The sequence below is a fragment of the Nitrospira sp. SG-bin1 genome (assembly GCA_002083365.1).
GTDB lineage: Bacteria > Nitrospirota > Nitrospiria > Nitrospirales > Nitrospiraceae > Nitrospira_D.
Genome location: LVWS01000022.1, coordinates 35434 through 62153, shown reverse-complemented (window position 1 = coordinate 62153; position 26720 = coordinate 35434). Strand labels below are relative to the sequence as shown.

25 protein-coding genes are annotated in these 26720 nt (G+C 54.7%); 17 read left to right on the top strand and 8 right to left on the bottom strand.

Annotation, left to right across the window (positions count from 1 at the left end; all coding sequences use genetic code 11):
- Window positions 1-254 precede the first annotated feature (254 nt).
- From A4E19_17500 to A4E19_17480, 5 genes are all read left to right on the top strand, one after another.
- Window positions 255-3614 carry a hypothetical protein gene (locus tag A4E19_17500; protein ID OQW34715.1) on the top strand — a complete coding sequence of 1120 codons (3360 nt, stop codon included), beginning with the start codon at window positions 255-257 and terminating at the stop codon, window positions 3612-3614.
- A gap of 123 nt (window positions 3615-3737) precedes the next feature.
- Window positions 3738-4886, top strand: coding sequence for a Xaa-Pro aminopeptidase (locus tag A4E19_17495; GenBank protein ID OQW34714.1), 1149 nt, complete (start codon window positions 3738-3740; stop codon window positions 4884-4886).
- A 72-nt stretch (window positions 4887-4958) separates the two neighbouring features.
- Window positions 4959-5396 carry a hypothetical protein gene (locus A4E19_17490; GenBank protein ID OQW34713.1) on the top strand — a complete coding sequence of 146 codons (438 nt, stop codon included), beginning with the start codon at window positions 4959-4961 and terminating at the stop codon, window positions 5394-5396.
- A gap of 14 nt (window positions 5397-5410) precedes the next feature.
- Window positions 5411-6844, top strand: coding sequence for an RNA-splicing ligase RtcB (locus A4E19_17485; GenBank protein ID OQW34824.1), 1434 nt, complete (start codon window positions 5411-5413; stop codon window positions 6842-6844).
- Between the two features lie 27 nt (window positions 6845-6871).
- Window positions 6872-7222, top strand: a complete 351-nt coding sequence (locus tag A4E19_17480) for a hypothetical protein (protein OQW34712.1) — start codon at window positions 6872-6874, stop codon at window positions 7220-7222.
- 343 nt (window positions 7223-7565) lie between these two features.
- On the opposite strand, the gene A4E19_17475 is transcribed toward A4E19_17480, so the two are convergent.
- Window positions 7566-8981, bottom strand: a complete 1416-nt coding sequence (locus A4E19_17475) for an NAD(P)(+) transhydrogenase (GenBank protein OQW34711.1) — start codon at window positions 8979-8981, stop codon at window positions 7566-7568.
- The gene (locus A4E19_17470; protein OQW34710.1) at window positions 8978-9841 is read right to left on the bottom strand and encodes a hypothetical protein; all 864 of its coding nucleotides are present in this window, start codon (window positions 9839-9841) and stop codon (window positions 8978-8980) included. The genes A4E19_17475 and A4E19_17470 overlap by 4 nt, the downstream gene beginning before the upstream one ends.
- Window positions 9842-9972: 131 nt before the next feature.
- Between A4E19_17470 and A4E19_17465 the strand changes: the two genes are divergently transcribed.
- Window positions 9973-10410 (top strand): hypothetical protein, encoded by a 438-nt coding sequence (locus A4E19_17465; GenBank protein OQW34709.1) that lies wholly within the window; start codon window positions 9973-9975, stop codon window positions 10408-10410.
- A 39-nt stretch (window positions 10411-10449) separates the two neighbouring features.
- Entirely contained in the window at window positions 10450-10770 is a 321-nt protein-coding gene (locus A4E19_17460) for a cupin (protein ID OQW34823.1), read from the top strand.
- Between the two features lie 118 nt (window positions 10771-10888).
- Here A4E19_17460 and A4E19_17455 read toward each other — a convergent pair whose 3' ends face one another.
- From A4E19_17455 to A4E19_17435, 5 genes are all read right to left on the bottom strand, one after another.
- Window positions 10889-11350 (bottom strand): hypothetical protein, encoded by a 462-nt coding sequence (locus A4E19_17455; GenBank protein ID OQW34708.1) that lies wholly within the window; start codon window positions 11348-11350, stop codon window positions 10889-10891.
- A 266-nt stretch (window positions 11351-11616) separates the two neighbouring features.
- On the bottom strand, window positions 11617-13482 hold the full coding sequence (locus A4E19_17450; GenBank protein OQW34707.1) for a transketolase: 1866 nt from the start codon (window positions 13480-13482) through the stop codon (window positions 11617-11619).
- Between the two features lie 171 nt (window positions 13483-13653).
- Window positions 13654-14259: a hypothetical protein gene (locus A4E19_17445; GenBank protein ID OQW34706.1), complete on the bottom strand. Its 606-nt coding sequence runs from the start codon at window positions 14257-14259 to the stop codon at window positions 13654-13656.
- Between the two features lie 303 nt (window positions 14260-14562).
- Window positions 14563-15396 carry a hypothetical protein gene (locus A4E19_17440; GenBank protein ID OQW34705.1) on the bottom strand — a complete coding sequence of 278 codons (834 nt, stop codon included), beginning with the start codon at window positions 15394-15396 and terminating at the stop codon, window positions 14563-14565.
- Between the two features lie 6 nt (window positions 15397-15402).
- Complete coding sequence (locus A4E19_17435; protein OQW34704.1) at window positions 15403-15837, bottom strand: hypothetical protein; 435 nt, start codon at window positions 15835-15837, stop codon at window positions 15403-15405.
- A gap of 271 nt (window positions 15838-16108) precedes the next feature.
- Here A4E19_17435 and A4E19_17430 point away from each other — a divergent pair, with 271 nt between their 5' ends.
- The 10 genes from A4E19_17430 (at window position 16109) to A4E19_17385 (ending at window position 25823) form a co-directional block, all read left to right on the top strand.
- Entirely contained in the window at window positions 16109-17470 is a 1362-nt protein-coding gene (locus A4E19_17430) for a DNA repair protein RadA (protein OQW34703.1), read from the top strand.
- Complete coding sequence (locus tag A4E19_17425) at window positions 17454-18314, top strand: hypothetical protein (protein ID OQW34702.1); 861 nt, start codon at window positions 17454-17456, stop codon at window positions 18312-18314. Before A4E19_17430 ends, A4E19_17425 begins: the two co-directional genes overlap by 17 nt.
- 7 nt (window positions 18315-18321) lie before the next feature.
- Complete coding sequence (locus A4E19_17420) at window positions 18322-19113, top strand: hypothetical protein (protein ID OQW34701.1); 792 nt, start codon at window positions 18322-18324, stop codon at window positions 19111-19113.
- Window positions 19114-19121: 8 nt separating this feature from the next.
- Window positions 19122-19673, top strand: coding sequence for a hypothetical protein (locus A4E19_17415; protein ID OQW34700.1), 552 nt, complete (start codon window positions 19122-19124; stop codon window positions 19671-19673).
- A gap of 15 nt (window positions 19674-19688) precedes the next feature.
- Window positions 19689-19928, top strand: a complete 240-nt coding sequence (locus A4E19_17410; protein OQW34699.1) for a hypothetical protein — start codon at window positions 19689-19691, stop codon at window positions 19926-19928.
- A 48-nt stretch (window positions 19929-19976) separates the two neighbouring features.
- Window positions 19977-20753, top strand: a complete 777-nt coding sequence (locus tag A4E19_17405) for a hypothetical protein (protein OQW34698.1) — start codon at window positions 19977-19979, stop codon at window positions 20751-20753.
- Window positions 20750-21847, top strand: coding sequence for a hypothetical protein (locus A4E19_17400; protein OQW34697.1), 1098 nt, complete (start codon window positions 20750-20752; stop codon window positions 21845-21847). Before A4E19_17405 ends, A4E19_17400 begins: the two co-directional genes overlap by 4 nt.
- Before the next feature lie 96 nt (window positions 21848-21943).
- Window positions 21944-22387: a peptidylprolyl isomerase gene (locus tag A4E19_17395; GenBank protein ID OQW34822.1), complete on the top strand. Its 444-nt coding sequence runs from the start codon at window positions 21944-21946 to the stop codon at window positions 22385-22387.
- A 33-nt stretch (window positions 22388-22420) separates the two neighbouring features.
- The gene (locus A4E19_17390; GenBank protein ID OQW34696.1) at window positions 22421-23494 is read left to right on the top strand and encodes a hypothetical protein; all 1074 of its coding nucleotides are present in this window, start codon (window positions 22421-22423) and stop codon (window positions 23492-23494) included.
- A 976-nt stretch (window positions 23495-24470) separates the two neighbouring features.
- The gene (locus A4E19_17385) at window positions 24471-25823 is read left to right on the top strand and encodes a hypothetical protein (protein ID OQW34695.1); all 1353 of its coding nucleotides are present in this window, start codon (window positions 24471-24473) and stop codon (window positions 25821-25823) included.
- Between the two features lie 20 nt (window positions 25824-25843).
- On the opposite strand, the gene A4E19_17380 is transcribed toward A4E19_17385, so the two are convergent.
- On the bottom strand, window positions 25844-26704 hold the full coding sequence (locus tag A4E19_17380) for an NAD(+) kinase (protein OQW34694.1): 861 nt from the start codon (window positions 26702-26704) through the stop codon (window positions 25844-25846).
- Window positions 26705-26720: the final 16 nt, after the last annotated feature.

Here is a 26720-nt window from a genome sequence, read left to right as displayed (position 1 = left end):
TTCTATCGTCCGGCTGCTGTCAACTGCGGGCCCAATGGAGTGAAAGAGAGCCCCACGCTGGCGCGATATCAAAAATTGTGGTTACCTCGCGACCGTTTTTGCGTCTTACAGGAGGATCGCAATGTCACGATGGATGGTGACGCTCCAACTTTGAAAGCGAATGGAGAAACCCCTTATAGAACGCTGAGTTCATGGATTTCATGGGATTGATCCGGTAAGATGCTGGCATCTGTACGAGGTCTGAAGGGGGTGGTGTGTTCCGTCTTCGGCTTGCGCTCCTGATCCTACTCGCTCTTGCGGTGCTGGCCGGTGTATTCCTTTCCTATTCGACGGACTTGACCGGTCAAGACTATCTTAAGGACTTTGTTCTGGAACAACTGGAGGAGAGCCTGGGCAGGAAGATCGACGTGCATCGCGTCAAGTTTGTGGTCTTTCCTCGTATCCGAGTGGAACTCACCGATGTCAAGATCCACGATCCAGAGTCCGAGCAGGTGGCCCTGACGGCAAAGCGGGTCGATCTCGTCTTACGTCTTCTACCGCTCTTAAAAAAACAAGTTGTCGGCAAGCGGTTGTTGATCGAGGAACCGACCCTGACGCTCCGGCGGGACCAGCGTGGTCGGTGGAATATCTTCGATGAGCCGCGCGTGCAAACAGATGCCGATCAAGAAACAATAGGCATGATGGCACGGACGCTCATGATCAAAGAGGCCACATTGGTCAACGGCACGATCACGGTCGTCGATGTCGCCAGACCCGACGGCATTCGATCGCTGATGTTGGAACATGTCGAGTTCAAGTTGACGGTCCATCCTGATCGCGGGTTCGCTGAAGTGCATGTCTCGGCTGCCCCTCGGGGGGAGTCGGGCACATCCGCGGTGTCGCTGGATGGCATCGTCAGACGAGCAGAACCGTTGGTTTCGTTGTCCGGTGAAGAGACGACCGGCTCCCCCAGAGGATTTCAGTTTGAGGGACAAATCGATGCGGCCGCTCTCAGGATACGGGACGCGGCGGATTTCCTGGGCCCTAGGCCGGTGCCTGAACGCCTTCAAGGGGCCTTGAATCTTCGGAGCAAAGTGCGCGTCATGCCCGGTGTCGCGGGGTACGACATGGTGTTGTCCGACATGACGGCACATTTGAACAACATCACTCTAAAGGGGAAGGCCGATCTATCGGGCCTCCTTACCCCCCAGCCCACATTTGCCGTGACCTTCAACAGTTCGGTGGTGGCCCTGCCCCAGCTCCTTAAAACCATTCCCCCTGATTGGATCCATCCACAGCTTCCCGCCCTGCTCGCCGATCGTCAGATCGACGGCAAGGTACAAGTGATGAATGCGACACTCACTGGGGCCGCGACGACGGGCCCTCAACTCTCGACGATCGGAGAGTTCCATGTGAGCGACGGTCAAGGATTGATCGGCAGTGACCGTATCGCCGTGAAAGACCTCGCTGCGGTGGTGGTGGTCGAGACAGGACGCGTCCGCATCACGAAGATAACGGGGATGTATGGCGCAATGCAGATCACAGGCGGAAAAGCTGAAGTGCCCTTTCTCGATGCAGGTCCATGGTTGGAACTGGAAGTGACGGGTGAGATCGGAGCGTCGCAGCTGCTTGAATTTCTGGCGAAGACCGTGAAAGCGGAGCGCGTCACGCAATTGTTGGCCGGCATCCGTGACGCAGCCGGTACGGCGCAATCGACGTTCCGCCTGGTTGGACCGCTGAACCAACCAGGAGGGGTTACGTTTGCCGGCGGAGAGATTACGGCTCGTCAGGTGAGCCTCTCCCATGCCAGTTTGCCGGAGCGCGTGACCGGGATGCAGGGGCGATTTGTATTGGCCGATGGAGCCACGGAGTTTGACCAAGTGTCCGGACACCTTGGCGGAATCGCGGTGCAGGTCCAAGGGACGGTCACCGGTGGATCACAGAGTCAGTATCAGGATTTTGTTATTCGTGCTCGCGGTGATGCGGCGCAGGCGGTTCGGCTGTTTCATTTTTCTGCATTCGAACACAATGCGTTGGAGGGCACCCTTAGCTCGACGGTCTCGTTTTCTGGGTCGGCGGCCAGACCTCATATACGGGGCGCTGTGGTATTGGATGAAGCAAAAGTCACGCTCGGACCGATTGCAAAACCCGTGGGTCCTCGTGCCACTGTGGAGTTCGAGGGGGTGATACCTGAGTCCACCAACGTCAAGCTACAGCGAGTGGAACTGGTTCTGCCGTCACTGAACATTCCAGCGAAGGGCGCCCTGCAGTTCGGGAATGGCTTCATGATCGATATGGCGGTGGCGACGGGAACATTGTCGGTATCCAGTCTACCGGACTGGATATCGAAAGGCGGACTCGATGCAGGCAATCTTGAGGTCTCGCTCGATGTCAAAGGGAGAGAGAGGGACTGGCGGACGTGGCGAATGACCGGATGGATGGGGTTGACGAATGGACTGATGCAGGCGAAAGGGATCGAGGGACACCTACAGGACCTTTACGCTCGGGTAAAATTGTCCCGCAACGAGGTCGAAGTCAAACGGTTGTCGTTCAGGACTCAAGGCAGTGACCTGGCCTTGGAGGCCACGGTTCGAAATTGGATGACGAAGCCGCTCATCACGGGCAAGATCGAATCCAACCAATTGGATTTGAGTCTCGTGATTCCCAAAGGAGAACGGACTCCTATCCGGGAGTTTCTCGAAACCATGGCCGCGACCAGCCACGTCACCCTGGCCGCGGCTGTTGCGCGTGGTCGTTACAAACATCTGAAGTTCAGCTCGCTATCCGCGCGAATCAATATTCAGGACGGGATCCTGGATGTCGATCGTCTTTCCGGCGAGTCAACCCATGGGCAAGTGGCCGGACGGCTGGTGGTGCACCTTCCTCCAAAGGCGCCGGCGGATCTGGATCTTTCCTTTCGGGCGACCGGAGTCGAATGTGAAGATCTGCTGCGACTGACCAAGACGCAAGTCCATGGGGTATCGGGTGAAGTTCGATTGAGCGGCGTGCTTCGCGGGCATGGGCGCAATCCCCATGGGGTCTATCCTTCCCTGAACGGAAAAGTCGAGTTGTTGTTGGAAAACGGTCGTATTCTGAAATCAAATGAGCGGGCAGTATGGAAGATCATCAGTTTGTTGAACCTTCCGGCTGTGTTGCAAGGGAAGGTCGATCTTGAAAAGGAGGGCCTGCCATACAACAGGATTTCCGCCACCGTCGTCATTCAAGATGGAATGTTCCAGACGGAAAATTTGATCATCGACAGCCCCATTCTCAAAATTACCGCGGCCGGAAATTACGATTTGCCGACGGACCAGCTGGATCTTGCCGTCGCCGTGAGCCCCTTCGGGTCTTACTCGCAATTCCTCAAGACGATTCCACTCTTTGGGCGAATTATTGCCGGCGATCGCAAGGGGATTGCCACGGCGATGTTCACCATGAAAGGCGCGATGGAAGATCCGGAAGTGACCTATCTGCCGGTAAAGTCCTTTGCATCGGGCCTATCGGGATTGGCCCAACTCGCGGTCGATGTCTTGACCAATACGCTCACGCTCCCGATAGATTTGGTGACACCGGATGAAGAATCCGGCGTGCGACCGAAGGATATGACTCACTCTCCGGTTCCTGCGGTGCCGTAGCGATCTTGGGTCCTCGACTAATCACCATTCTTGACCGACCCCAGGCCCCATGCTAGCATCTTTCTTACATGTTCTTGAGATCTCGAGGATTTCATTCAACTCTGCCGCCCTTCTAGCACATTCATGAAACGCACTACGATACCCCAACCGGAGGCGGCCACACTGTTCATCGCCGCCAGCGAACAGGACTCGAATCTGTACTATGCCACACGTTTCATGGCACCGGATCCGTTTATCTATCTCGAAATCAAGGGTGAGCGGCTGATGGTCATGAGTGATCTGGAAATGGATCGCGCCAGGGCTCAATCGTCGGTCGATCGAGTGCTCTCCTACTCGGAAATCGAACAGAAAGCCAAGAAACAGGGGATGAAAAACCCGACGACGGTCGATATCGTGCATATCATCTTGAAAGAATCCAAAGTCAGACGGCTGCTGGTCCCCGCCAATTTCCCCTTCATCTATGCGACGCGATTACAAGAGTTGGGATACAGCCTTAAACCGAAGCGCGATCCTTTTTATGAGCAACGTGTTGTAAAAACCGCGGACGAGGTTCGAGAGATCGAACTATCCCAGCGAGCCACTGAAGAAGCGGTAGCCTCGGCTCATGATCTCCTGCGTCGAGCGTCGATCCAAGACGGAGAGCTTTGGTGTGACGGAGGGGTGTTGACATCCGAGCGAGTCAAGCAGTTGGTCAACGTCAAACTCATGGAGCGGAACTGTGTGGCCCAGCATACGATCGTGGCGGGGGGGGAGCAGGCCTGCGATCCCCATAATGAAGGCAGTGGGCCGTTGCCGGCTCATCGCAGCATCATCTTTGATGTCTTCCCTCGCTCCGCGACGAGCCGCTATTTTGCCGACATGTCGCGGACGGTGATACGCGGAAAAGCGAGCCCGGAACTCAAACGATTGTACGGCATCGTGAAGGATGCTCAGGAAGATGCTATCGACAAGATCAAAGACGGCGCCGACGGGATGAAAATCCATCAAGGTATCTGTACACGTTTTGAAAAGGCCGGCTATAAGACCGGACTGGTCAACGGGCGTATGCAGGGGTATTTCCACGGGACGGGACATGGAGTCGGGCTGGATATTCATGAAGCACCGCGTATCAGCCGAACCGGGTCGCTCCTCCAAGAGGGACACGTCGTCACCGTCGAACCAGGTCTGTATTATCCCGGATTAGGAGCAGTTCGAATCGAGGATATGGTCCTCGTCACGAAAGACGGGTGCCGCAATCTCACCAATTTCCCAAAAGTGTTCGAGCTCGGATAGACGCGTCTTTATGCACGTTTTCTACCGAGTTGCCCTCTTAATTTTCTCTGCGCTCCCCTGTGTAGAACAGAAATGTCTTATGCGTATCAATTCTTGGACGAGATAGCGACTGCGGATCTCGCGTTCGACGCGGTCGGCGATTCGTTGCAGGATCTCTTTCAGGGAGCGACAAATGCCCTCATCGAAGCCATGGCGGATCCCCGGACAGTCGGTTGCACCTGGCAACGGACAATCGTGCGAATCGAGGAAGATCCTGCCTCGCTGCTGTTCGACTGGTTGTCCGACCTGGTGTACTGGAAGGATGCGGCGGGAGTGGTGTTTAATCACGTTCCTGTCACGCTCCTTCATCGGTCCGATGGTACCTGGAATCTGACAGGGATGCTGTATGGGGAACCGGTCAATGGTTCGACACAGGCGTTGAGGGACGATGTAAAGGGAGTGACCAAGCATCTCTATGGATTAAATCAAGAGAGAGGGCGATGGACCGTAAGGGTGGTGTTGGACGTATGAACTTGAATACCGAGATGCGCGTCAATCGGATCACCGATGAAGTGTGGGAGATCCCCACTACCGAGAAGTCCGGCATGCTGGTGCCTGCACGGATCTATGCCACGCCGACGATCCTTGAATCCATGGATTCTGGAGTCTTCGAGCAGGTGACGAACGTCGCCTGTCTCCCTGGTATCAAACGGTACGCGTTGTGTATGCCGGATGGACATTGGGGCTATGGTTTTCCCATCGGCGGTGTAGCGGCGTTCGACGTCCGATCCGGAATTATTTCCCCAGGAGGCGTTGGATATGACGTGAATTGCGGGATGCGCCTCATTAAAACAGACCTGACTCGGGAAGATGTGCAGCCGCAGCTGGATCGATTGATGACGGAACTGTTCCGGAGAGTTCCGGCGGGTGTCGGGGCAAGCGGATTTGTGCGTTTGGACCGCTCGTCGTTTAACCACGTCATGACGAAAGGGGCGCGATGGTGCGTCGAGCAGGGATTTGGATGGCATCGCGATCTGGAGGCTATCGAAGAAGGAGGATGCATCACCGGTGCCGACCCTACAACGGTCAGTGACCAGGCAAGAAACCGCGGGATGAATCAGTTGGGGACGCTCGGATCCGGCAATCATTACCTCGAGGTCCAGGTGGCGTCCAACGAGCGAATCTTTGACAAAGAGACGGCGTCGGCTTGGGGGATTACGGGCCACGATCAGATTGTCGTGATGGTGCACTGTGGATCGCGGGGGTTCGGTCACCAAGTGGCCAGCGACTACCTGAAAGTATTTGAAAAAGCGATGCGGCGCTATGGGATCTCAGTCAAGGATCAGCAACTGGCCTGCGCTCCGTTTAAGTCTATCGATGGGCAGGAGTACTTCGCCGCCATGAATTGCGCGGCGAATACGGCCTTTGCCAATCGGCAGGTGATCACACATCAGATCCGTGAAGCCTTTGCGGCAGTCTTCGGTCGTTCGGCCGAAGAGATGGGCATGGAGTTGGTGTACGACGTGGCGCACAATATCGCCAAAGTCGAACGGTATCCGGAAGGTGACTTGGTCGTCCATCGAAAAGGATCGACGAGGGCGCTGGGGCCCGCGAGCGAACAGCTCCCATTACGGTATCGTACGACGGGTCAACCGATCATCTGCGGTGGCTCCATGGAAACCGGGTCATATGTGTTGGCTGGGACTGAAAGGGCGATGCGTGACACGTTTGCATCGACGATGCACGGATCCGGGCGCAGGATGTCGCGGGCACAGGCGAAAAAGGCCATCCGCGGGGAACAGGTACAAAAGCACATGAGAGAACGAGGAATCCTTGTGAAGGCCGTTTCTATGTCAGGTTTGGCCGAGGAGGTGGGATTTGCCTATAAGAACATCTCCGAGGTAGTCGAAGCCGTCGATCGGGCGGGAATTACAAAAACAGTAGCGGAACTCAGGCCGATCGGCAATATAAAAGGCTAGCTAACGCACAGGTTTGGCGATCGGCCCATGGAACAACGCAAACATGTCAGGTTCACCGTACACTTTCGAAGTTCGTTCAGTTCAGCGAATGTGGTCTCAGGCGAAGGTACCCTGAGCGATCTGTCGATTCGAGGCTGCCGTGTGTTCAGCCTCATCGAGGTCAAACCCGGGACAACGCTTCAATTACGCGTTCACACATCCGATCGTGATCCCCCCATCCAGGTTTCTCAGGCGGTGGTTCGCTGGTTTCGATCCGGCAGTTTTGGGTGTGAGTTTGTGAACCTTGGCCAAAACGAATGGGCTAGACTCCAGGACGTGGTTAAAGACTTGGAGATGCATCCCTTTCAACGTGAAAGGCAAGAGCGCGACGAAGCCTAGTCCTCTCTGCCTCCTTTCGTTCTTTCTCTCGACCGATAAGGCTCGCTGTATCACATCGCATCCGACCAAATCATCGGAAGATGAGGAGGCCCGGTTGTGGCTAAAGATCGCCCCGCATGGACTCGTGGCGTCGTGAGGAATTTCGAGAGACATGGAGGTTTACTGCTCGGAGCGCAGATTGCATCGTAGGGCTGATCCTGTGCCAATTACATCTGGTTGGAAGTTCGCTGGGCACCTTGAACGTGGCCGGGCGAGGAGTTATGAGGGAGAAGTTGCAGGGTCATTAGACCGTAAGTCAATCGCGGCTGATGATCCTATGATCGCCTGGGATCCATACGGACCACTACGCGGCTTTCGCCGCGCGACGTTTCGCCGCTTGACCGAGAATATCAAGCGCAGCGATACGGTAGGCTTCGGCATAGGTTGGAAAGTTAAAAACGTTGTCGATAAATGACTCGATCGTCGCGCCGCTCTGGAGGGCCAATTGTCCCAGGTGTACCAGTTCCGTGGCGGAATCTCCGACGACCTGTACCCCGAGTAGACGCTCCCCGGCCGGATCAGCCACCATCTTGAGCAGGCCGTGGCCGGCTCCCGATATCTGGGCACGGGCGATTTCTTCAAATTTTGCTCGTCCGATTAAAGGATCTCGATAGCGTTCCCGCGCGCCCGTCTCATCAAGGCCGATACTCGCCATTTCCGGGATCGTATAGATGCCTAACGGGATGGTTGAGGCGGCATCACCGATCGGAAGGTTAAGCGCATGGCGGACGGCGCGTCGACCGTGCTCCATGGCCTTGGATGCCAGTGCCGGCGCACCGACCATATCGCCGACCGCATAGATGTGAGGTACGTTTGTCTGACAGTACTGATTCACAGGGATCACGCCTTTATCAGAAACCATGATGCCTGCTGCGGAGAGGTTCAGGTCTTCGATGTTGGCCTGCCGCCCCAGGGCGACCAGCAGTTTTTCGGTATTGATCAGCGTGCCATCGGTCAGTTTCGTGACGACGTGTGCCACCTCGTTCCATCGCACCTTCTCAATCTGCTGTCCGCCGAGATAATGCCCGCCCTGCTGTTCAAAACTCTTGATAAACTGTTCGACCAGTTCTCGATCCATAAATTGAAGCGGATAGGGAGCCCGATCGATCAAAGTCACCTCTACTCCCAGCAGCGCAAAGATAGAAGCGTACTCACTGCCGATCACACCGCCTCCGATGACCGCCAGTGACCGTGGTAAGTAAATCATGGAGAGCAGCGAGTCACTGTCGAGGATGTGCTCGTGATCGACGGGAATTTCAGCGGGGTTTCTCGGGCGAGATCCTGTGGCGATCACGATGGTTTCGGCGGTGAATTGTTGTTGCGCCCCGTCCACCGTGTGCATTTCGATCGTGTGTTCACCAAGGAAACGTGCTCGTCCGTGGAACAGCGAGATGCCGTTGCGCCGAATTTGACGGCTCATGAAGGAGTCATGTGCGTGGACGACGTCTTCAAGACGGCTCAGGAGAGTCGCAATTTGAGTGTCTGGTTTGAGACTGAATTGAAACGCCTCTCCGGCGCGTTTGAGCCGATCCAAATGAAGGGCGCTTTCTCGTAATGTCTTGCTGGGAATCGTGCCGCGATAGACACAGCTGCCTCCGATCCCCCGCTCTCGCTCGATCAACGCGACGCGTTTACCGCTCTTAGCCCCTTGGACCGCCGCTTTTTGGCCGGCCGGACCGGCGCCGATCACGAGGATATCGAAGGCAACGGGTGTGCTCATAGGTTCAACGCATTCACGACAGCCAGTACATGGTCCTTGGTGGTCATGAGCTGGTCGATGTCGTTGGGATAAAGATTGAGTTCTCCAAAGACGGGATGTGCACGGAGCGTCTCTTCCGGCATATCCCCCGGTGAGAGGAGGTGGCTTGCCAGCTTATCTGCGGCGCAGGTGAGCAGGCACTCTTGACGGAACGAACTGGCATGGTCGTATTCTTCGCAATATTGAATGGCCGCCGCTACCTGCTTGGGCAAACTCCATTTTTCCGCGATGAGGGTTCCGACGCGGGAATGATAGCCCTCGACCCAACCATGGACGACCGCCTTTTCAAGGGACACTCGCTGCGCATGGGCAAGGGTCGTAGCGGTTTGTAACACGACGGGTTTACCGATTTCATGCAGCAAACCACAGAGGTATGCGCTTTCGACGTTGACACGTCTCATGCGGGCGACCTCCTTCGCGAAGGCTCCGCTTGCCAAGGAGTGGCGCCACAATCGTTTCACGTCGTCCTCATGTCCCGGCACTTTGAACGCACCGGACTTCAACGACGCCGTAAAGGCGATCTCGGACAGCAGGGTAATGCCCAGCATGGCTACGGCGTGCTGAAGGGACACTACCGGGCTGCGGGGCATGTAGGCCGGTGAATTGGCGATCCTCATGACATGGGCGGCCAGCGCCTGATCCTGGTGAATCAACGAGGAGAGCTTCGCCGCATCGGAGGCTGGATCCGCCGCCAGTGCCAACACTTGGCTGGCCGCCTGTGGGAGCAGGGGGAGCTCGATCTCTCCAGCCTCAATTTTCTGGATCAAGGCTTGTTCCAGCCGTTCAAGTGGCGTGGTGACCGATCCTGTTTCAGAAGCCATAAGGGGTGTGCTCCTCGAAAGCGAGTATATGAGTCACGACTTCCCTTGTCGGCTGCTTTCCTGTAAAAGTTTAGGGATCGTGACTTAGAAACGGTCACGAACCATACTGTGGCCTGCATGATGAGGAAATCATGGATCATAATCGATTGGTTGTAGGTATCGTATCAATAGTATTGGCAGGCTTGGTTCCTTGTTCGAGCATGGCTGCCGAGTCCGAGGCGAGTGCCGAAAAAGTTGCGAAAGAGACACGGGAAGCGATTGAGGCCACCAAGGAGTATACGGCACAACAGAAGGAGGCTTTTCAACGAAAGACTCAAGAGGAATTGACGGCGATTCATCGCCAGATTATTGACTTACGCGAGAAAGTTGCAAAAGCCTCTGAGTCCACGCGAGCCGATTTGCAGAAGTCGCTCAACGAGCTGGAGAAGAAAAAGGATGGTGTCCGGGAGAAATTGGACCAGTTGAAGGGAGCTACCGATGCGAAATGGCACGAGGTGCAGGATGGAATGAACAAGGCGCTGAACGAATTGAAACAGTCATACCAAAAACTCTTGTCTCATATGCCGTAACCGACGGTTCCTATGTGCCTAGGAGAGGAAACATCGATGATGCAAATCGTGACACTGGCCGACTTTCAACAGTTCAGTCGTGAGAAGATGAAGAAGAACAACCTGTTCCAGACGGAACGATTCTTCTGCGATGTATATTGCTTTGAGCCGGGCCAAGAACAAAAGGGCCATGTTCATGGCAACCAGGATAAAGTGTATATCGTTCTGGAGGGACAAGGAACATTTCAGGTCGGTACCGACCATCGAATGCTTGAGACGGGGCAAGGGACTCTGGCTCCAGCCGGGGAGGAGCACGGTGTGAAGAATCATACGGACCGTCGGCTCATGGTATTGGTGTTCGTCGCACCCAATCCAGCCTAAACCTGAACAAGAGCTGCAGTGCCAAAAGAACAAGGGGGAAAGAGCATCATGCTCTCTCCCCCTTGTTGTGCTGCTGCTTGGTCACTATTCCCAAGCTTCGGTCATTTGCTGAAGTCCCTTAAGGCTTATAGCAAGAGCGGTCGGCTGGCTTGCCTCCGTGCGAGAACTGGTTTTCATAGGCCATGACTTGCCAGATCTGCTCCTCGGACAGGAGGCCCTTATTGGCCTTCATCTTCGTCTTAGGGATGCCTTCAGCGACGCGCCAAAACCAATACGCGTCTGAGAAGCGGCAGACGATTTTCGGATCGCGAAGGTCTCTCGCGCCTTTTTTCACTGGTGCGCCATCTTTTCCGTGGCAACTGCTGCAGTTGACTTCGGTCTTGAACTCGCCCCGATAAATTTTACCACCTTCTTCAATGGCTTTCGCATCAGTCCATCCACCGGCCGGCATTTTCTTATCGGCATACTCGGGTGGAACCGGAGCCAATGGAGGGAGATCTTCGGCTGAAGCCGCGACTCCTAATAGCATAACGGTACACCCTAACATCAGCGCTGAGAGGCCCACGTTCCTTCTCGTCATTCGTTCCTCCTAATGTGATGGATGATCAACCCGTTTTTGGTCAGCTTCAGTTAGCCCGTACACGAGTAAACTAAATAAACGGTCGAACTATACCACATTTTTTCTGTAAAAACATGCTTATTGACTGCTCTTTGCTTTCGGTCCCTTGAAAACCACTCACCTGTGTCGTGCCCGAATTCAGGTCGACGCGTTCGCAGTCTTTTCTTCAGTGCAGCATGAGAAGGGAAGTTCAAGCGAATCCGTTGTTGAGGTCGCACTGGACTCCATTATTTGACGATCTTTTTGACTTCCTCCACAATGGACCGCACTCCTATCCCATAGTGATCGACGAGTTCTTCGGGTTTCCCACTGTGTGGAATTTCGCGGACGGCGAGTTTATGAACTTTAATGTCTTCCGTCGCCACAGCGCTCAGGACGGCATCGCCGAGACCTCCGTGGGCGTAGTGATCTTCAACCGTAAGAATGCGGTGCTGCGTCGCGCGACCACTGTCCAACAAGGTGTTTCTATCGATGGGAGCGATGCTATAGAGGTCGATCACACGTACGGACATGCCTGATGACTTCAGTTGTTCATGCGCTTTCAAGGCTTCAAACAACGTCACTCCAGCAGCCACGATGGTGAGCATATCCGATGCGGTTTGCCGGACAACTTTGCTTCCACCAATGTGGAAACGCTCCTCCGGTCCATAAATCACCGGGCTCTTCGGCCTCCCGGCACGCATATAGACCATACCTTTGTGATTTGCGGCGGCTTCAATCAATCGATAGGTTGAGTTGCCGTCGGACGGATAGAGGACCGTCACGTTTGGTTGCGCCGCCATCATCGCGATATCTTCCAAACCCATCTGGGACGGTCCATCCTCACCGATGCTCACGCCGACATGGGTTCCGACGAGCTTAATGTTCGAACCGCTGATCGCGGCCATTCGGATAAAGTCGTAGGCCCGACTTAAGAAACAAGCGAAGGTTGCTGCAAAGGGGATTTTCCCGCAGGCAGCCAGACCGGCGGCGGCCCCCACCATATTTTGTTCGGCAATGAAACTTTCAAAGAAGCGATCGGAAAACTTCTTGCCGAATTTGTCGGTGTACGTGGAATTTTTGACGTCGGCGTCGAGGGCGACGATCAAGGGATTGGTGGCCCCCAAGGCTTCCAATGCGGCACCGAACGCTTCCCGCGTTGCGACAGAGTCGCCGATCTTATAAGGCGCGGCAGGCATCGGACTGACAGACGGGGGTCTGGTGTTGGGAGCCGATGGTTTTGGGATTTCAATCACGACACCGTTCGGACTCAATTGCTTCGTAAGCTCGTCAAGGGCCTTCTGGGTTTCCTCGCCTTTCTTCAGTGGTTTGCCGTGCCAGTCTGCCTTATTCTCGATGAATGAAATCCCTTTACCTTTGTACGTTCGGGCCAGCACCACGGTGGGTCGTCCTTTTGTGCGGGCCGCTTCATCGAATGCCTTGAGGATCGCTGTGAGGTCATGGCCGTCGAGGACGATGGCATGCCAGCCGAATCCGGCCCAGCGGGACCGATACGCATCCATATCGTGCTGCAGCATGGTAGGGTCGCTTTGGCCCAGACGATTGATGTCGACGATCGCGCACAAATTATCCAAGCCGTATTGGCGTCCGATCTCAGCAGCTTCCCAAACCGATCCTTCGACCGATTCCCCATCTCCCATCAATACGTAAGTCCGGTAGTCCAGCTTGTCGACGAACTTGGCATTCAACGCGATACCGATTCCTACAGGAAGTCCTTGACCCAGTGATCCGGTGGCCATATCGACGAACGGCAAGCGAGGGGTGGGGTGTCCTTCGAGATCCGAGGTCAGCGTGCGTAATTTCAAAAGCTCATCGGGGGGGAACAGTCCCGCTTCCGCCCACGCGGCATACAGCAACGGAGCCGCATGCCCTTTTGACAGGATAAACCGGTCGCTATTGGGCGCCTTAGGATCACGGGGGTCATAACGCATGACCGAGAAAAACAATGCGGCGACGATGTCGGCGGCAGAGGCGCAGCTCGACGGATGACCGCTCCCCGCCTCGCTGGTGGCTCGTACACTGTTGATGCGTAGTTGGGTTGCCTTATTGTGCAAGGTGCTGAGTAGTTCAGGCGAAGCAGTTAAGCCGGCCATAGCAGATCCTTTCAGGATAAAGATCAAAGAGCGTTAATGTTGATTGTATGCTCTTGGCAGTAGTCTGACAGAAGTTGAGGCTAACAAATCGGCCGGTAGAGGTCAATGATGAGCTCCCCTGGAGAGATCCAGGGGAGCTGGAGATGCAGGGTGGCTCGGCGAACGACTAGCTCAGCCTTGAGCGGCGGATGTGACCACCAGTATCTCATTTGAGCAAGGAGTTTCCGATTCGCTTTCCGCTTCACTGAAAGCGCTGATTGCGAAGAAATAGGGGGTATTCGGTTCAAGCCCGGTAATAGTGGCAGGCGGAGCCCCGACTCGTTGAGTTTCTTCATACGAACACGAACCATACTCTCCGGATGATCGTTTCCCATAGTGGATGAAGTAACCTTGCACATTGGGATCGGAGGAGGCGTCCCAGTTTAGCTGAGCAGTAGCGCCAGTCGGTGGTGGAGGTTCGAGGTCTGCCTCGGCAAACTCATTTGGAGGAGACTCTATTTCTGGTGATATCAGGGACAGCTCCGAATCCTCCTGTCCACTTGCTGCGATCTCGGTAGGATCGGAGTCTGCTGATTGGGCGCCTTCGCCTTGATTAGTATCTTTAGTAGTATCTTTAGTCTCTACTGGTGTGGAGAGGGAGGAAAGGCTCGGTCCCCCTTGTCCGTCGTCACTACATCCGGCAAGCGTGAGAGCGAAGGCACTGAAAGCTATGACATAGCCGACCGCAAGAGGGAAATTCCTGAAGACCGGAATGATCGAAGGTGTACGTCTCAGCATATGAATACTCCTCACAAGTTGATTGCCCTGAAACTGTATTAGATCCAGTGGACGCTGTTATTTCTGACCAGGGTCCAAGGCAAATATGGTGCCCAGGACGAAAATTGGAAAGGTGCAATTTTTCAGCTAGTTATATATTTTGATGAGACAATGGTGGTGCTAGGTGTGAATGGTTCAACCTTCAAGTACCTCAGGAACGAGCCGGCGGAACGTGAGTACGAAGTACTAGTGGAGTCAATAAATTGTATTCGGGCAATACATGAGTGTGCGAGGAAAGTGGAAGCGGTATCGAGAAGGGATATGTCAGGGACCCGTTCGGTCTCTGAAAAATCGAAAGAGCAGATAGCCGTTAAGGAGAATCACGATTGAAAGGATACTAGAGGTCGTCACCGATGAGGCAAGGTTTAACTCCCCTAAGACACGGGAGAGGCCGAATCCGACCACCAACCCGTCGAATGCCATGCAAATGCGCCGAAATGTTTCGGGATCCATCAAGCGAATCACGAAGGTCCCGAGAGGGATTCCGACGATGACGCTCGGCACGATGTAGGGAATAATGTCCATGCTTCCTGCGCTGTAAAATCCGATAAACCAATAGGCGACTGCGGTGAGCGACGATTCCGCTACCCGGATCACTCCGAGCGCGGCTCGGAAATCCCGTTTCTCATACCCTTGATTGTTAAACAGAAGAGCGAGCGGTGGACCTGAAATAGTGGTGACGGAGTAGAGTGTCCCAATACCCATTCCAAACGGGATCGCGATCGCCTTTTCGGCCTGAATGGGCTTGCGGATGCCGGCGGCCTGAAGAAGAATCAGGGGCAAGAGGAAAAAATACGTCACAAACTTGATCCACGCTGGTTGGACTAGCGAGAGAATGTAACTGCCAATCCCGATTCCGACGACCAGGCCGATCAATATGGGGGCTACCCTTCGCCAGATGTTGGGAACACTTTTGCGATTGATGAACAAGACGTAACTGTTAATGACCAGTTCGATAAGGACCAGGGCGGGATTAAGGATTTTGTTGGTGTAAAAGAGCAGGGCAACCGGAACAGTGATGGAAGAAAACCCGTATCCCAACGCACCATTCACTGCGGCGGCGACAAATGTAATGAGGACAAGAACGACGGCATCCATGAGGGTTTACCCTGTGGGTTGATCTGCAGCAAAGTCGGCGAGCGAATAGTGATCGAGGACGCCGGCAATCGCATCGCGGACTGTGCCCATGACGCGTTGGACCGGGCACCTCGTCTTATTCGCATAAGGACAATCACGGCATTTCTGGTACGCCGTCTTACTGACGCAGCCGATCGGTGCCAGTGGACCATCGAGTATGCGAATGACTTGTCCGAGTGTAATGTCGTTCGGCTGTTTAATGAGAATGTATCCTCCATTGATGCCTCGTCGGCTGGAGATGAGTCCTGCCCGTTTGAGTGTGAGAAGAATCTGTTCCAAGAATTCAACGGGGATGTGCTGGCGAGTGGCAATGTCATGTCGCTGTAGCGTGGTCTTTCCGTGCGCCAGTGTGAGCTCAAGCAACGCTCGAAGGCCATATTCACTTTTCTTTGACAGTTTCATTTAAGTAGAGTGAGTTTATCAACATTGTTATAAGAGGCTTGAACCATTCGTCAAGGTCAAAGTTTCAACGTAGGGGCCTTCCTAAGAGGCAGTCGTGGATTGTACTGCAGCAGCCATGCTGCCAATGGGGTCAGTGGAGGTTTGGTAGCCATCAATTTTCAGTATGAGGGGGACTCCGGTACGTGTTGTATTCGTCCATGTTTCTCAGCTTTTATTCCCTTGGTGTATTCATTAAGATAGATCTGATGTCGTCCTCTGCGACGAGGCCATTTTGAAATCCAAGATCGTCTTTTCTTGCCAAACCTGTGGACATCAGGCGCCTCGATGGCTTGGCCGCTGCCCAAACTGCGGCGGCTGGAATACGATGAAAGAGGAGCGGCAAGCGGCGACTGGAAAGGGGCGTCCTGCTGAGATCAAGACAGCTGAAGCCAAGGCTACGCCCATCGGTGAAATCGAAGTCGTGGGAGAAGATCGTCGGCTCACTCGTATTGGCGAATTCGATCGAGTCCTGGGAGGGGGAGTCATTCCCGGCGCAGTAATTTTGATTGGAGGCGATCCCGGAATCGGGAAGACGACGCTGCTCTTACAGGCCTTGCCACGGTTGGCGACGAAGGCAGCTCCGGTTCTCTACGTCTCCGGGGAAGAGTCGCCCCGGCAGATCAAAATGCGAGGGCAACGGCTGGGTATTGAACATCCCCATTTGCTGATCTTGGCGGAGACCTCGCTTGAGCAGATCCTGAAAACGATTCAGGAAATTGAGCCGGTTGCGGTGGTGGTCGATTCCATCCAAACGGTGTACACAGAACAGATTACTTCCGCTCCCGGCAGCATTAGTCAAGTGCAAGAAGTGGCAGGGCAGCTCATGTGGTTTGCCAAGCGAGCCGGTGTCCCGGTCTTCATCATCGGGCATGTCACCAAGGAAGGAGCGATTGCAGGGCCGCGGCTGCTGGAACATATCGTCGATACGGTGTTGTACTTTGAGGGAGATAAGGGCCACAGCTATCGGATTCTCCGTGCCGTGAAGAATCGTTTTGGATCGACGAATGAAATTGGGGTCTTCGAAATGAAGGATGCTGGACTCGAAGAAGTGAGCAATCCTTCAGAATTGTTTTTGGCGGAACGTCCTCAACGGAGTACCGGCTCGGTCGTGGTGTCGAGTCTCGAAGGGACGAGGCCGATATTGGTTGAACTGCAAGCGTTGGTTTCTTCAACGACCTATGCCATGCCCAAACGAATGGCGAACGGCGTGGAGGTCAATCGAGTATCGCTGCTGCTGGCGGTCATGGAGAAACGGCTGGGGGTGCATCTTTCCGGACAGGATGTGTATGTGAATGTCGTCGGAGGGATGCAGGTCGACGAACCGGCGATTGACTTGGGAATCGTCGCAGCCGTCACATCGAGTTTACGGGAGGTGCCTGTCGAGCCTGGGACGTTACTGTTGGGGGAGGTCGGTTTGGGCGGAGAAGTACGTGCCGTCAGCCAAGCTGAATTGCGTATTCGCGAGGCCGCCAAGATGGGGTTCAAGCGATGTATTCTGCCTGAACGAAATCTGACGAAGCTCGACTCCATCGACGGTATGGAGTTGATCGGTATTCAAGAAGTGCGAGAGGCGTTGGATGTGGTATTGGCGTAGGAAATCGAGGGGAAAACAAGCATGGGTACACTTCGTGATATCCTGTCTCGCCGTCATATCACTTGCAGGTTGTGCGCTCGTGATGCCGAAGGAAGAGTTACCGCTCAAGTCAGTCACGGCCGAAGAATTCACTACTGTCTTGCGCAAGCGGGAAGCATCCATCCAGTCAATGAAGGGACTGTTTAGTGCGAAGGTACGGGGAGGACTGATTCCGATCGTGTCCCGAGTCGAGGGCACGGTCTACTACCGTCGGCCGAATGCTTTGCGGCTGAGAGGATTTACTCCTCTCGGAACCGAGCTGTTCGACTTTGTTCAAGCGGATGATCTGTATAGGCTTCGCTTGCCACTCGAGGGGAAAACCTATGCCGGTCACCAGTCCGACATGAAAGATGTTGGGAAGCTCGCTCGATTCTCTCAGTTGAGTGTATGGGCGGTCGGTGGCGTACTGGGAACGAACTCCATTGCCAGGGATGAAATGGTTAAGGTCGTGGAAGAACGAGGCCGATATCGTCTCGACGTCTATGCGCCAGCAACCGGGGGAACGAGCTCAATGCGTCCGCCGATCCGCCGCCTATGGTTTGACCGTCGCATGCTCGTGGTACAGGAAGAGTGGCTTGGGTCGGGTGGGGAGGTCGAGGCGACGATTCAGTATGATGATTTTAGACCGCTTGAGGAGCTGGGAAGTATTCCAGCGCAAGCCCTGGGCGATCAGGATGTTCGGCTATTTCGCCCGTTCAAGATTTCTCTCGAAGATGGTCGTGGACAAGGCTCGGTGCACGTCACTTTCCACGAAATGCATCACAATCAAACCATACGGGCAGAAGACTTGGGTCAAATCTCATAAATCATCAATGAAGATCCTCGCGGTTGAAACCGCCACGACGTGGCAGAGCGTCGCGATTTTCGAAGACGACCTCATCCTCGCGGTGCATGAGCAAGAGGCTGATGGTGCCCATGGCTCCCTCTTGTTGCCGGCTCTCGATCGAGTGTTCTCTCAGTCCGGATTGCGACTTGGCGATCTCAGTGGTCTTGCCTGTTCCATCGGGCCTGGCTCATTTACCGGTATCCGGGTGGGTCTTGCAACGTGCCTAGGACTTCGTGGAGCCACCGGCCTCCCCCTCATACTGGTACCGACACTGGAAGCCATGGCCAGGAGTCTTGAAGAGACAGCCGTTCCCATTTGTCCCGTGCTGGTCAGTCGCCGCGGAGAAGTGTACTGGGCGGTTTTCCGTTGGTCACGGGACGGACGGCTCGATCGCGTGGTAAATGAGCGGGTTGGAACTGCTCGTGCCTTCGCGCAGAGTCTCACCGAACCCGCGATGGTGTTCGGGACTGGCTGGTTGGCGATGGAGTCGGAGATTCGAGCGGCCTTGCCGGAGTCGGTCACGGTGACCGTAGGACCGGATCAAGTCTTCAAGCCTTCGGCTATACAGGTTGCGCGTATCGGGGTGGAACGACTCAGGCGAGGCGAAATTGCCGGAGCATTAGTCACGCCCCTGTATGTTCAGCGGGCCGAGGCGGAAATCCAATACGAACTGTCGAGAGGCATTTCACCCGTGGCGAGACGGCAGCAACGGGTTGCCGCCAAAATGGCCGACCGATTGACTCGGGGCCGTCGACGGTTGCGTACTCGGGAAAAATGAGCAGTCCCATGGGGCTCTCAGAATTTCAGATCGTCCCAGCGACAGCGGATATGCTGCCGGACATCCTCCGGTTGGAAGAAGCTTGCTTCTCGTCCCCCTGGACGCGCAAAATGTTGGAGGCCGAGTTAACGAGCAACCTATTCGCCCACTTTCTCGTTGCGAGGCAGCTGGAGGCGTCGACAACAGCAGCAGAACCCGCGATTATCGGATACCATTGCTTCTGGATCGTCTTTGAAGAGCTTCGATTGATGAATTTAGCGGTGCGAGAGTCGATGCGAAGGAGAGGGGTGGGGGAAGCACTGGTGACCGAAGCCCTCCGCCTGGGATTGGAGGAGTCGGCGACTCGAGCGGTCCTCGAGGTCAGAGCTTCGAACGATCCGGCGCGGTCTCTCTATGCTCGTCTAGGCTTCGTGCAGATCAGTCGTCGCCCTCATTATTACACGAATCCCATCGAAGACGCCGTGCTGATGGAAATGAGTCCGCTGATGATGTCGCGTGTCCGGCAGCGGGGCAAGGACTTTGTCTCAGGAGGTGAATCAGCTTCAACAGACTCACGTTAACCAGGAGGTGTCGTTATGTTGACGGAAGATGCGATTGTCGAACAGCTTCGCCACTCGAACACCGAATTCCGGGAACTGGAAGCGTCTCACCATCGCCTGGATCTTGAACTGAACGAGCTGCAGAAACGCCATGTCTTGACCCCGTCCGAGGAACTTGAAAAAAAGCGGATACAAAAGGAAAAACTGGCGAAGAAAGACAAGCTTGCGGAACTGATCCGCCTTTACCGCGAACAAAGACTTGAGCCGGCGCGGTAACGGGGCCACTCGGGGTTATCGCCTTTGCAGGCGGCCGAATCTGTCAATATGACACAGACCATCCATCCGCTTGTCTCTCATATCCAAGCCGTCAAGCGACGACTGATCATCATAGGTGTGACGGTTTTGGGGGCCTTGGGGGTCACCTTCTCTTTTTCCGCCGAGATGGTGGCATGGCTCAATCGACCCTTTTCGAACCAGCTGGCGTTTTATGGGCCGACGGAGGCGCTGTTCGCTTCGATCAAAGTATCGTTGTTGGCCGCTCTCATTCTCAGTTTGCCGGTCATTTTTTATCAGTGTTGGAAATTCGTCGAACCAGCCCTGTTACCGAAAGAACAGCGTTGGGCGATCCCGCTGTTCCTAGTGGCCGGAGGATTGTTCGCGTTAGGGCTCATTTTCTGCAATGTGGTGATTTTGCCGCTGGTCATCGACCTATTCGTGAGTTTCGGACTCGATCGCGATGTCACTCCGCAGCTGAGCGTCGGCACGTACATTGATTTCAATGTGAAATTCCTGCTCATCTTCGGTTGTGCCTTCGAACTGCCCTTGGCCATGAGTCTCGTCGCCATGACCGGGATGGCATCGGCGGACACGTTCGCTCATTACCGCAAGCATGCGGTTTTGCTGTGTCTCATGGTTTCTGCCATCGTCACTCCCGACGCAACACTGTTTACGATGCTCCTGATGGCGGTTCCCTTGATGGTGCTGTATGAAATCGGGATTCTTGGCGCCAGACTGTTCGGGCGAAATCAGGACTCGGGAGGGATCGATTTGCCGCTCGATCCGGATCTGCCGATCAACACTGCCGGAACCAGACTACGATGACGCGCGGGTCGGTAAAGATTGACCATATAGGTATCATCGTCCGTGTCACGCTACTGTGGGGTGTTCTCCTCGGTTCGGCGGGTGGAGAGAGTATCCAGGTTTCAAACCCGCCGCTCCCTGCTACGGCTTTCCGAGTTTCGGATCTTTCGGCGGCACGGGGACCATCCGAACAATCTGCCGCGAGCGTGCAGGCGTTGACGATCAATGCAAAGGGGGTGCTCTATGCAGGATCGTTCGGGCATGGAGTGTTTCGTACAGCCGACCGTGGTATGACGTGGGCCCAAGTAGGAGGTGGCATCACTGATCCGTTTATCCTGAGTTTGGCTTCAACGAAAGACGGCACTCTCTATGCCGGAACTTTCCGTGGCGGAGTGTTTCGTTCGCAGGATGACGGGAAGAGCTGGCAGTCGGTCAATGCGGGGCTCAAACAGCTTGAAGTCAAGGCCTTACTGGCGGTCGAACAGGAGCTATTCGCCGGTACCGGAGATGGCGTGTATCGCCTACATGGTTCCGAAGATCGTTGGACCTCAGTGACAGCGGGGTTAGATGATATTCTGGTCCACTCACTCGCTCGCTCCGCTGACGGGACCTTGTTTGCCGGCACATCGGGTAAAGGTATCTTTCGATTCAGCCCTGGCTCCACCGGTTGGGTTCGTATGCGACATGGGTTGAAGGATCATGAGGGAATGGTCGAAAATTTCATTCGTGTCTTAGTAATTGATCAAGACCAAAGCATTTTCGCCGGAACATTCGACGGCGGAGTTTTTCGCAGCACCGACGGAGGCCTCACGTGGCGCGCAATCAGTCGGTCGCTGCCCAACGACTCTATCCGGGGTATCGTGTTGGGCGACCACGATGTCGTTGTGGCGACCGGTAACGGGATTTTTAAGACCGAAGATAAGGGAAGGCAATGGATGCCGGTCAATAAGGGTCTGGCAAACCTTGCTGTGCAAGTGCTGATCGGATCTGGTGATAAAGGTCTGTACGCAGGGACGAGTTCCGGAGTGTTTCGCAGTGACGACGGTGTCTCATGGATGGCCGTCAATCAAGGGTTGGAGGTGGGGATGGCACCTCCGCCATTTCTCTTTCGCTGAATGGGATCTCTAGAAAGGACGAATGACATGGCTGATGTTGGTGAAAAGGTACGGGCCACGATAGCCGTCACGAGCAAGGGGCAAGCTCTGGGTGAAATGGTGCTGAGGTTTTTCCCCGACGTGGCGCCGGGCCACGTTCATAATTTTGTCACACTTTCCCGAGACGGGTTTTACAACGGGACGACGTTTCACCGCGTCATTCCTGGTTTCATGATTCAGGGGGGAGACCCCAACAGCAAAAGTTCTGACCGTTCGTCCCACGGAATGGGTGGGCCCGGGTACAAGGTGAAGGCGGAATTCAACAGTACCCCGCACAAACGGGGTATTGTTTCCATGGCCCGTGCGAACGATCCGGACAGTGCCGGATCGCAATTCTTTATTTGCGTCGCAGACGCGAATTTCCTCGATTGGCAATACACAGTATTTGGAGAAGTGGTCAGCGGAATGGAGGTGGCCGATAAAATCGTCAGCATGAAGCGTGATGGGCGAGACAATCCGTTGGAACGAGCCGAGATGACCGTTACGATCAGTGAGGGGTGAGCCGAGAAGGAGAGAGCAGTGCACTGCAAGGAGATGACTAATCGGAAAGGGCGGAACGTTCCCGTACTCCTCACCCTGTGCTCCATTTTGTTGGTTGGTTGCGCCGCTCCTCATGTGCCCTCGCGAATCATCTACGAGGATCCGGTCAATTTCGTGCGGTTGGAAAGGGATTCGGAAGTCCTGCCGGAATGGCCGCCGGGCCACCATAGTCACCCATTCACGATCGAACCGGAAAAACTGCGGACCATTTTGTCAGGATTGAAGGTGCAGGAGCATTGGATTGCGCTCGAGCGATGGTGGCGGGGAGAGTCTCCTCTGGTTCCCGCCTTCACGGATGATGAGTTGGACCTCTTGTCCGCACGCATCTCGGAGGCGCTTGCGGAGGCGAAAGACAACGAACGGGTCACCTTCTATTTAAGTCAGCCACAAACGTTCGCGAGGCGAATCATCACGACAGGCGGTCTGTACGTTCATGGAACCGAACTGCATATCCTTCTGGGAAATTGGAGAATCATTTACGGTATCCCGGCTTATGGGATGATCTATGACCGGCGTTACCCTATGCGGCCGACTGCCGCAAAAGGCTTTGATTTGAAGTTTCAACCCGCCGAAGCGGTCATTCCTACGAAGAGCAGCCTGCTGGACGGAATTTTGGCCAACGCCAAGGACGAGCTTATCATTGATTTGACGAAACTTGATCCGCCCGATCCTCCCAATCCTGGAATTTCTCTTCTAAAGTTTTGTGCCATTGATGAGTCTCTATGTGAGCGACTATGGATGATATGGTTCGTGTTCCCTGTGCGGTGGGTGAAGTCAGTGGGAGAACGGAATGGTGAAGTCTTATCGACCACTCAGACCAAGGAGATACATTTTAGGGACTTCGATCAACGCTTCCGTGATGGACTGCCAGCCCAGTTTGCTCTGCCCCTGGATGCGGTCGGCAAACCGGATGGGAAGCTCGACAATATCTGCACCAAGCTGCAGGGCCCGCCAAGCCAGCTCTACCTGAAAGATGTATCCCTTTGCACGGACTGCGGGGAGATTCATCCGTGTCAGAAGCTCACGCCGATAGCAGCGGAATCCTCCCGTCCAGTCGTGGATGGTTGAGCCGAGGAAGAGACCAACATAGCTGTTGCCGCAACGAGAGACGAAACGGCGGTAGGCGTTCCAGTTTTCGGTCCCGCCACCTGGTACGTAGCGACTCCCGATCACCAGGTCGGCGGTATGGCTGCGGTGCACCAAGCGGGGCAGATCCCAGGGAGCATGGCTGAAATCACAATCCATTTCGATAACGAACCCATAATTTCGCTGCAGCGCCCATTCGAACCCGGCTAGATAAGCTGGACCAAGCCCTTCTTTTTCTGGTCGGTGGAGGACATGTACATGTTTATGCTTGGCGCTGAGCTGGTCCGCCAATTCTCCCGTTCCGTCCGGTGAATTGTCATCAACGATCAAAATATCGGCTACAAGATATTGGCCGATAGCGGTGACGAGTGCCGCTAGATTGGCACGTTCATTGTACGTTGGAAGAACAATGACGATCGATTGTTTGAAATCGAACGGTGAGCCGGGAACAAGTTGTTTACCCCCCGTTACTTGGGAATAGCTCGGATACCGGTGGCCAGTACAATCATGTGGGCTGATGGCAACGCGGGCACTATCAGCTCCGCGGGCGATCAGTTCCTCGGCGAGGTCGAAGTTCGGTACCGCGTAGGCGTCATTGCGACCCAGTTCGGCGAGAGGCGTTGTATGGCCGTCCTTGTCGACGCGATGATACCGTACAGGGAATTCGTCGAATGATGGAGGAGTTGAATGGCTACGGGGCATAGTGCCTGGGCGCGATTTGGTAAGAAATGAGGAGCGTTGGAGGTATGGGGCTCAGAAGAATGTAGTGTAGCGACAGAGCGACCTCCTTCCGGAAACGGGGCGACATTGTAGACAAGAAGAGGGTAGGCGCGCAAGCACAGTTCTTGTCGGCGGCACTTTTTTGACAGTGCGGGAACGGCTATGCTAGAGTCCGCGTTCCTTTCATATTTTCATATTTTAAGGTTTTTTATCACGTAACTTCCTAAGGAATACGGATATGAGTGGGATGCGGACACATGTGATCATCGTCGCAGGAGCGGGGCCAGCTGGTATGGCTGTCGCCAGTGCGCTCTCAAAAGCCGGCTGCGAAATCATCATTCTGAATCGTGATATCAAGTTCGGGGGATTGGCCGAATATGGGATATTCCCCTCTAAGCTGAAACTTCGTGGTGGTCTCAAGAAACAGTATTGGGAACTTCTTCAACAGAAGAACGTTCATTACTTCGGTAATGTCTCCATCGGGAACGGAAAGGATCTGACGGTCGACGATGTACGCGGGTTGGGTGCGAGCGCGGTTGTCTTCACGATCGGGGCACAGGGAACGAAGGCCATTGGTGTCGAGGGGGATTCTGCTCAAGGCGTGTTTCACGCAAAAGATGTGGTCTATCATTACAATCGTTTGCCTGGTTTTGGTGACCGTCCTTTCGAAATGGGTCAGCATGTGGCCGTGATCGGGGCGGGGGATGTGATGGTGGACATTGCCCATTGGTTGGTTCGCTACAAGAAAGTAGAAAGAGTCACGGCAATTGTCAGGCGAGGACCGGTAGAACGGAAGTACAATCCAAAAGAAATCCGCAGCATCTGTGCGAATATGGACCTGGATGGGATCAACGCTGAGTTTGAGCGCATCAGGGACCGTATCGTCAAGGTCGGACAGAATCCCGATGAAGTTTTAAAGGCATTCACCGATGAGTTCACCAAATGCGAGCCGATCGTGAGCGAGACGAAAATGGGCTTCCGTTTTCTTGCATCGCCTAAGCGTATTCTGGTTGGCGGCAACAATCGGGTGTGCGGACTTGAAATGGAAGATAACCGGCTCGATCCCAAGGGGCAGGATACCGTTGCCGTGGGGTTGAAGCAGTATTATGAGTTTCCTTGTGATTCGGTGGTTTTTGCCGTCGGCGACAAGGTGGATGAAACCGTCGGGTTGCCTTATAAAAATGGAATGTTCACCACGAATCCTAATAAAACTGGTAATGATCCGGATGATGCGCTTTTCCAAGCCTACGATGAATCTACAGGCCAGGTGATCGAAGGGGTCTTTTTAGCTGGTTGGGCTCGGAAAGCCAGTGAGGGGCTCGTCGGCGTCGCGAAGCGGGACGGGGATTGGTGTGCGGAGGTTGTCGAACGCTATTTGGCGACCAAGGCCGGCGGAGGAGATATCAAGGTCGTGCTCGATCGACTGCATGTGCTTTTGAAACAACGGAAAAGTCGTCCGGTCGACGTGAATGGCTTACGAGCACTCGAAGTGGCGGAACGCTCATTCACAGGGAAAGGTGACTGCATCGGAGAGTTCAAGTTTTCAGCAAACCAAGACATGCTCCAATATGTTGAACAGATAAAACTGTGAAGGGGATGAGTGATCTATCTCTATCCATGCCCCCATTTCAGTTTCTCGCGTAGCACCTCGTAATAGTGGCTTTCCGGAAATCTGATCAATTTAGTCCGATAGTCTGACGATTGAATTACTGCCGTATCACCTTGGATCATGGCAACGCCGACCTGCCCATCGAGCGTGGCCATTGAACCGTCATCTTTACTCGTCAACGTCACTTCAATGACGACATCGCCTGGTACGATGAGCGGGCGGTGCGTCAACGTATGTGGACAGATGGGAGTCAGGATAAGCGCCTGAAGAGCTGGGTTCATGATGGGGCCACCCGCAGAGAGAGAATACGCCGTAGAACCTGTGGGTGTTCCGATGATCAGACCGTCCCCTCGGAGATTTGTCACGAACTGGCCGCCTATGGCGACTCGTAGCTCGATCATACGGGCGAGGGTGCCCTTACTGATGACGACATCGTTCAGCACGATGCCCCGGGCGACTGTTTCTCCATGGCGATGAACATGCGTCGCCAACATGAGGCGTTCATCGAGGGTGTAATCGTTGGCGAACACTCGTTCGAGCGAAGGATAGAGATTATCCAGTCGGACTTCCGTTAAGAAGCCGAGTCCTCCCATGTTAACACCAAGGATAGGACTGCCCCGTTCTGCCGCGAGCCGCGCTGCATTCAGAATGGTCCCGTCACCTCCGAGTACCAGAAGGACATCGGCTTTTTCGGCCAGCTGAGTTTTGGGAATACCTCCCTGTTCGTTCAGCAACGTCGCCGAGGTTGTATCGAGCAGGACGTCGATGTTACGGGCACGGAGCCAGGCGACCACGCCAAGCAGCGTAGCCTTGACCTCGGGGAATTTGGGCTTGGTCAAAATTCCGATGCTTTTACTTTTCATGGATCTCAAACATACG

What these genes read in the sequence shown, in the direction of transcription:
- A4E19_17395 (OQW34822.1), top strand. Translation starts at nt 21,944, where the DNA reads ATGGTGCTGAGGTTTTTCCCCGACGTGGCGCCGGGCCACGTTCATAAT.
- A4E19_17480 (OQW34712.1), top strand. Translation starts at nt 6,872, where the DNA reads ATGGAACAACGCAAACATGTCAGGTTCACCGTACACTTTCGAAGTTCG.
- A4E19_17445 (OQW34706.1), bottom strand. Translation starts at nt 14,259, where the DNA reads ATGCTGAGACGTACACCTTCGATCATTCCGGTCTTCAGGAATTTCCCT.
- A4E19_17425 (OQW34702.1), top strand. Translation starts at nt 17,454, where the DNA reads ATGTGGTATTGGCGTAGGAAATCGAGGGGAAAACAAGCATGGGTACAC.
- A4E19_17385 (OQW34695.1), top strand. Translation starts at nt 24,471, where the DNA reads ATGAGTGGGATGCGGACACATGTGATCATCGTCGCAGGAGCGGGGCCA.
- A4E19_17450 (OQW34707.1), bottom strand. Translation starts at nt 13,482, where the DNA reads ATGGCCGGCTTAACTGCTTCGCCTGAACTACTCAGCACCTTGCACAAT.
- A4E19_17405 (OQW34698.1), top strand. Translation starts at nt 19,977, where the DNA reads ATGACACAGACCATCCATCCGCTTGTCTCTCATATCCAAGCCGTCAAG.
- A4E19_17465 (OQW34709.1), top strand. Translation starts at nt 9,973, where the DNA reads ATGGATCATAATCGATTGGTTGTAGGTATCGTATCAATAGTATTGGCA.
- A4E19_17485 (OQW34824.1), top strand. Translation starts at nt 5,411, where the DNA reads ATGCGCGTCAATCGGATCACCGATGAAGTGTGGGAGATCCCCACTACC.
- A4E19_17460 (OQW34823.1), top strand. Translation starts at nt 10,450, where the DNA reads ATGCAAATCGTGACACTGGCCGACTTTCAACAGTTCAGTCGTGAGAAG.
- A4E19_17420 (OQW34701.1), top strand. Translation starts at nt 18,322, where the DNA reads ATGAAGATCCTCGCGGTTGAAACCGCCACGACGTGGCAGAGCGTCGCG.
- A4E19_17400 (OQW34697.1), top strand. Translation starts at nt 20,750, where the DNA reads ATGACGCGCGGGTCGGTAAAGATTGACCATATAGGTATCATCGTCCGT.
- A4E19_17380 (OQW34694.1), bottom strand. Translation starts at nt 26,704, where the DNA reads ATGAAAAGTAAAAGCATCGGAATTTTGACCAAGCCCAAATTCCCCGAG.
- A4E19_17440 (OQW34705.1), bottom strand. Translation starts at nt 15,396, where the DNA reads ATGGATGCCGTCGTTCTTGTCCTCATTACATTTGTCGCCGCCGCAGTG.
- A4E19_17435 (OQW34704.1), bottom strand. Translation starts at nt 15,837, where the DNA reads ATGAAACTGTCAAAGAAAAGTGAATATGGCCTTCGAGCGTTGCTTGAG.
- A4E19_17475 (OQW34711.1), bottom strand. Translation starts at nt 8,981, where the DNA reads ATGAGCACACCCGTTGCCTTCGATATCCTCGTGATCGGCGCCGGTCCG.
- A4E19_17470 (OQW34710.1), bottom strand. Translation starts at nt 9,841, where the DNA reads ATGGCTTCTGAAACAGGATCGGTCACCACGCCACTTGAACGGCTGGAA.
- A4E19_17410 (OQW34699.1), top strand. Translation starts at nt 19,689, where the DNA reads ATGTTGACGGAAGATGCGATTGTCGAACAGCTTCGCCACTCGAACACC.
- A4E19_17490 (OQW34713.1), top strand. Translation starts at nt 4,959, where the DNA reads ATGTCTTATGCGTATCAATTCTTGGACGAGATAGCGACTGCGGATCTC.
- A4E19_17415 (OQW34700.1), top strand. Translation starts at nt 19,122, where the DNA reads ATGGGGCTCTCAGAATTTCAGATCGTCCCAGCGACAGCGGATATGCTG.
- A4E19_17455 (OQW34708.1), bottom strand. Translation starts at nt 11,350, where the DNA reads ATGACGAGAAGGAACGTGGGCCTCTCAGCGCTGATGTTAGGGTGTACC.
- A4E19_17495 (OQW34714.1), top strand. Translation starts at nt 3,738, where the DNA reads ATGAAACGCACTACGATACCCCAACCGGAGGCGGCCACACTGTTCATC.
- A4E19_17390 (OQW34696.1), top strand. Translation starts at nt 22,421, where the DNA reads ATGACTAATCGGAAAGGGCGGAACGTTCCCGTACTCCTCACCCTGTGC.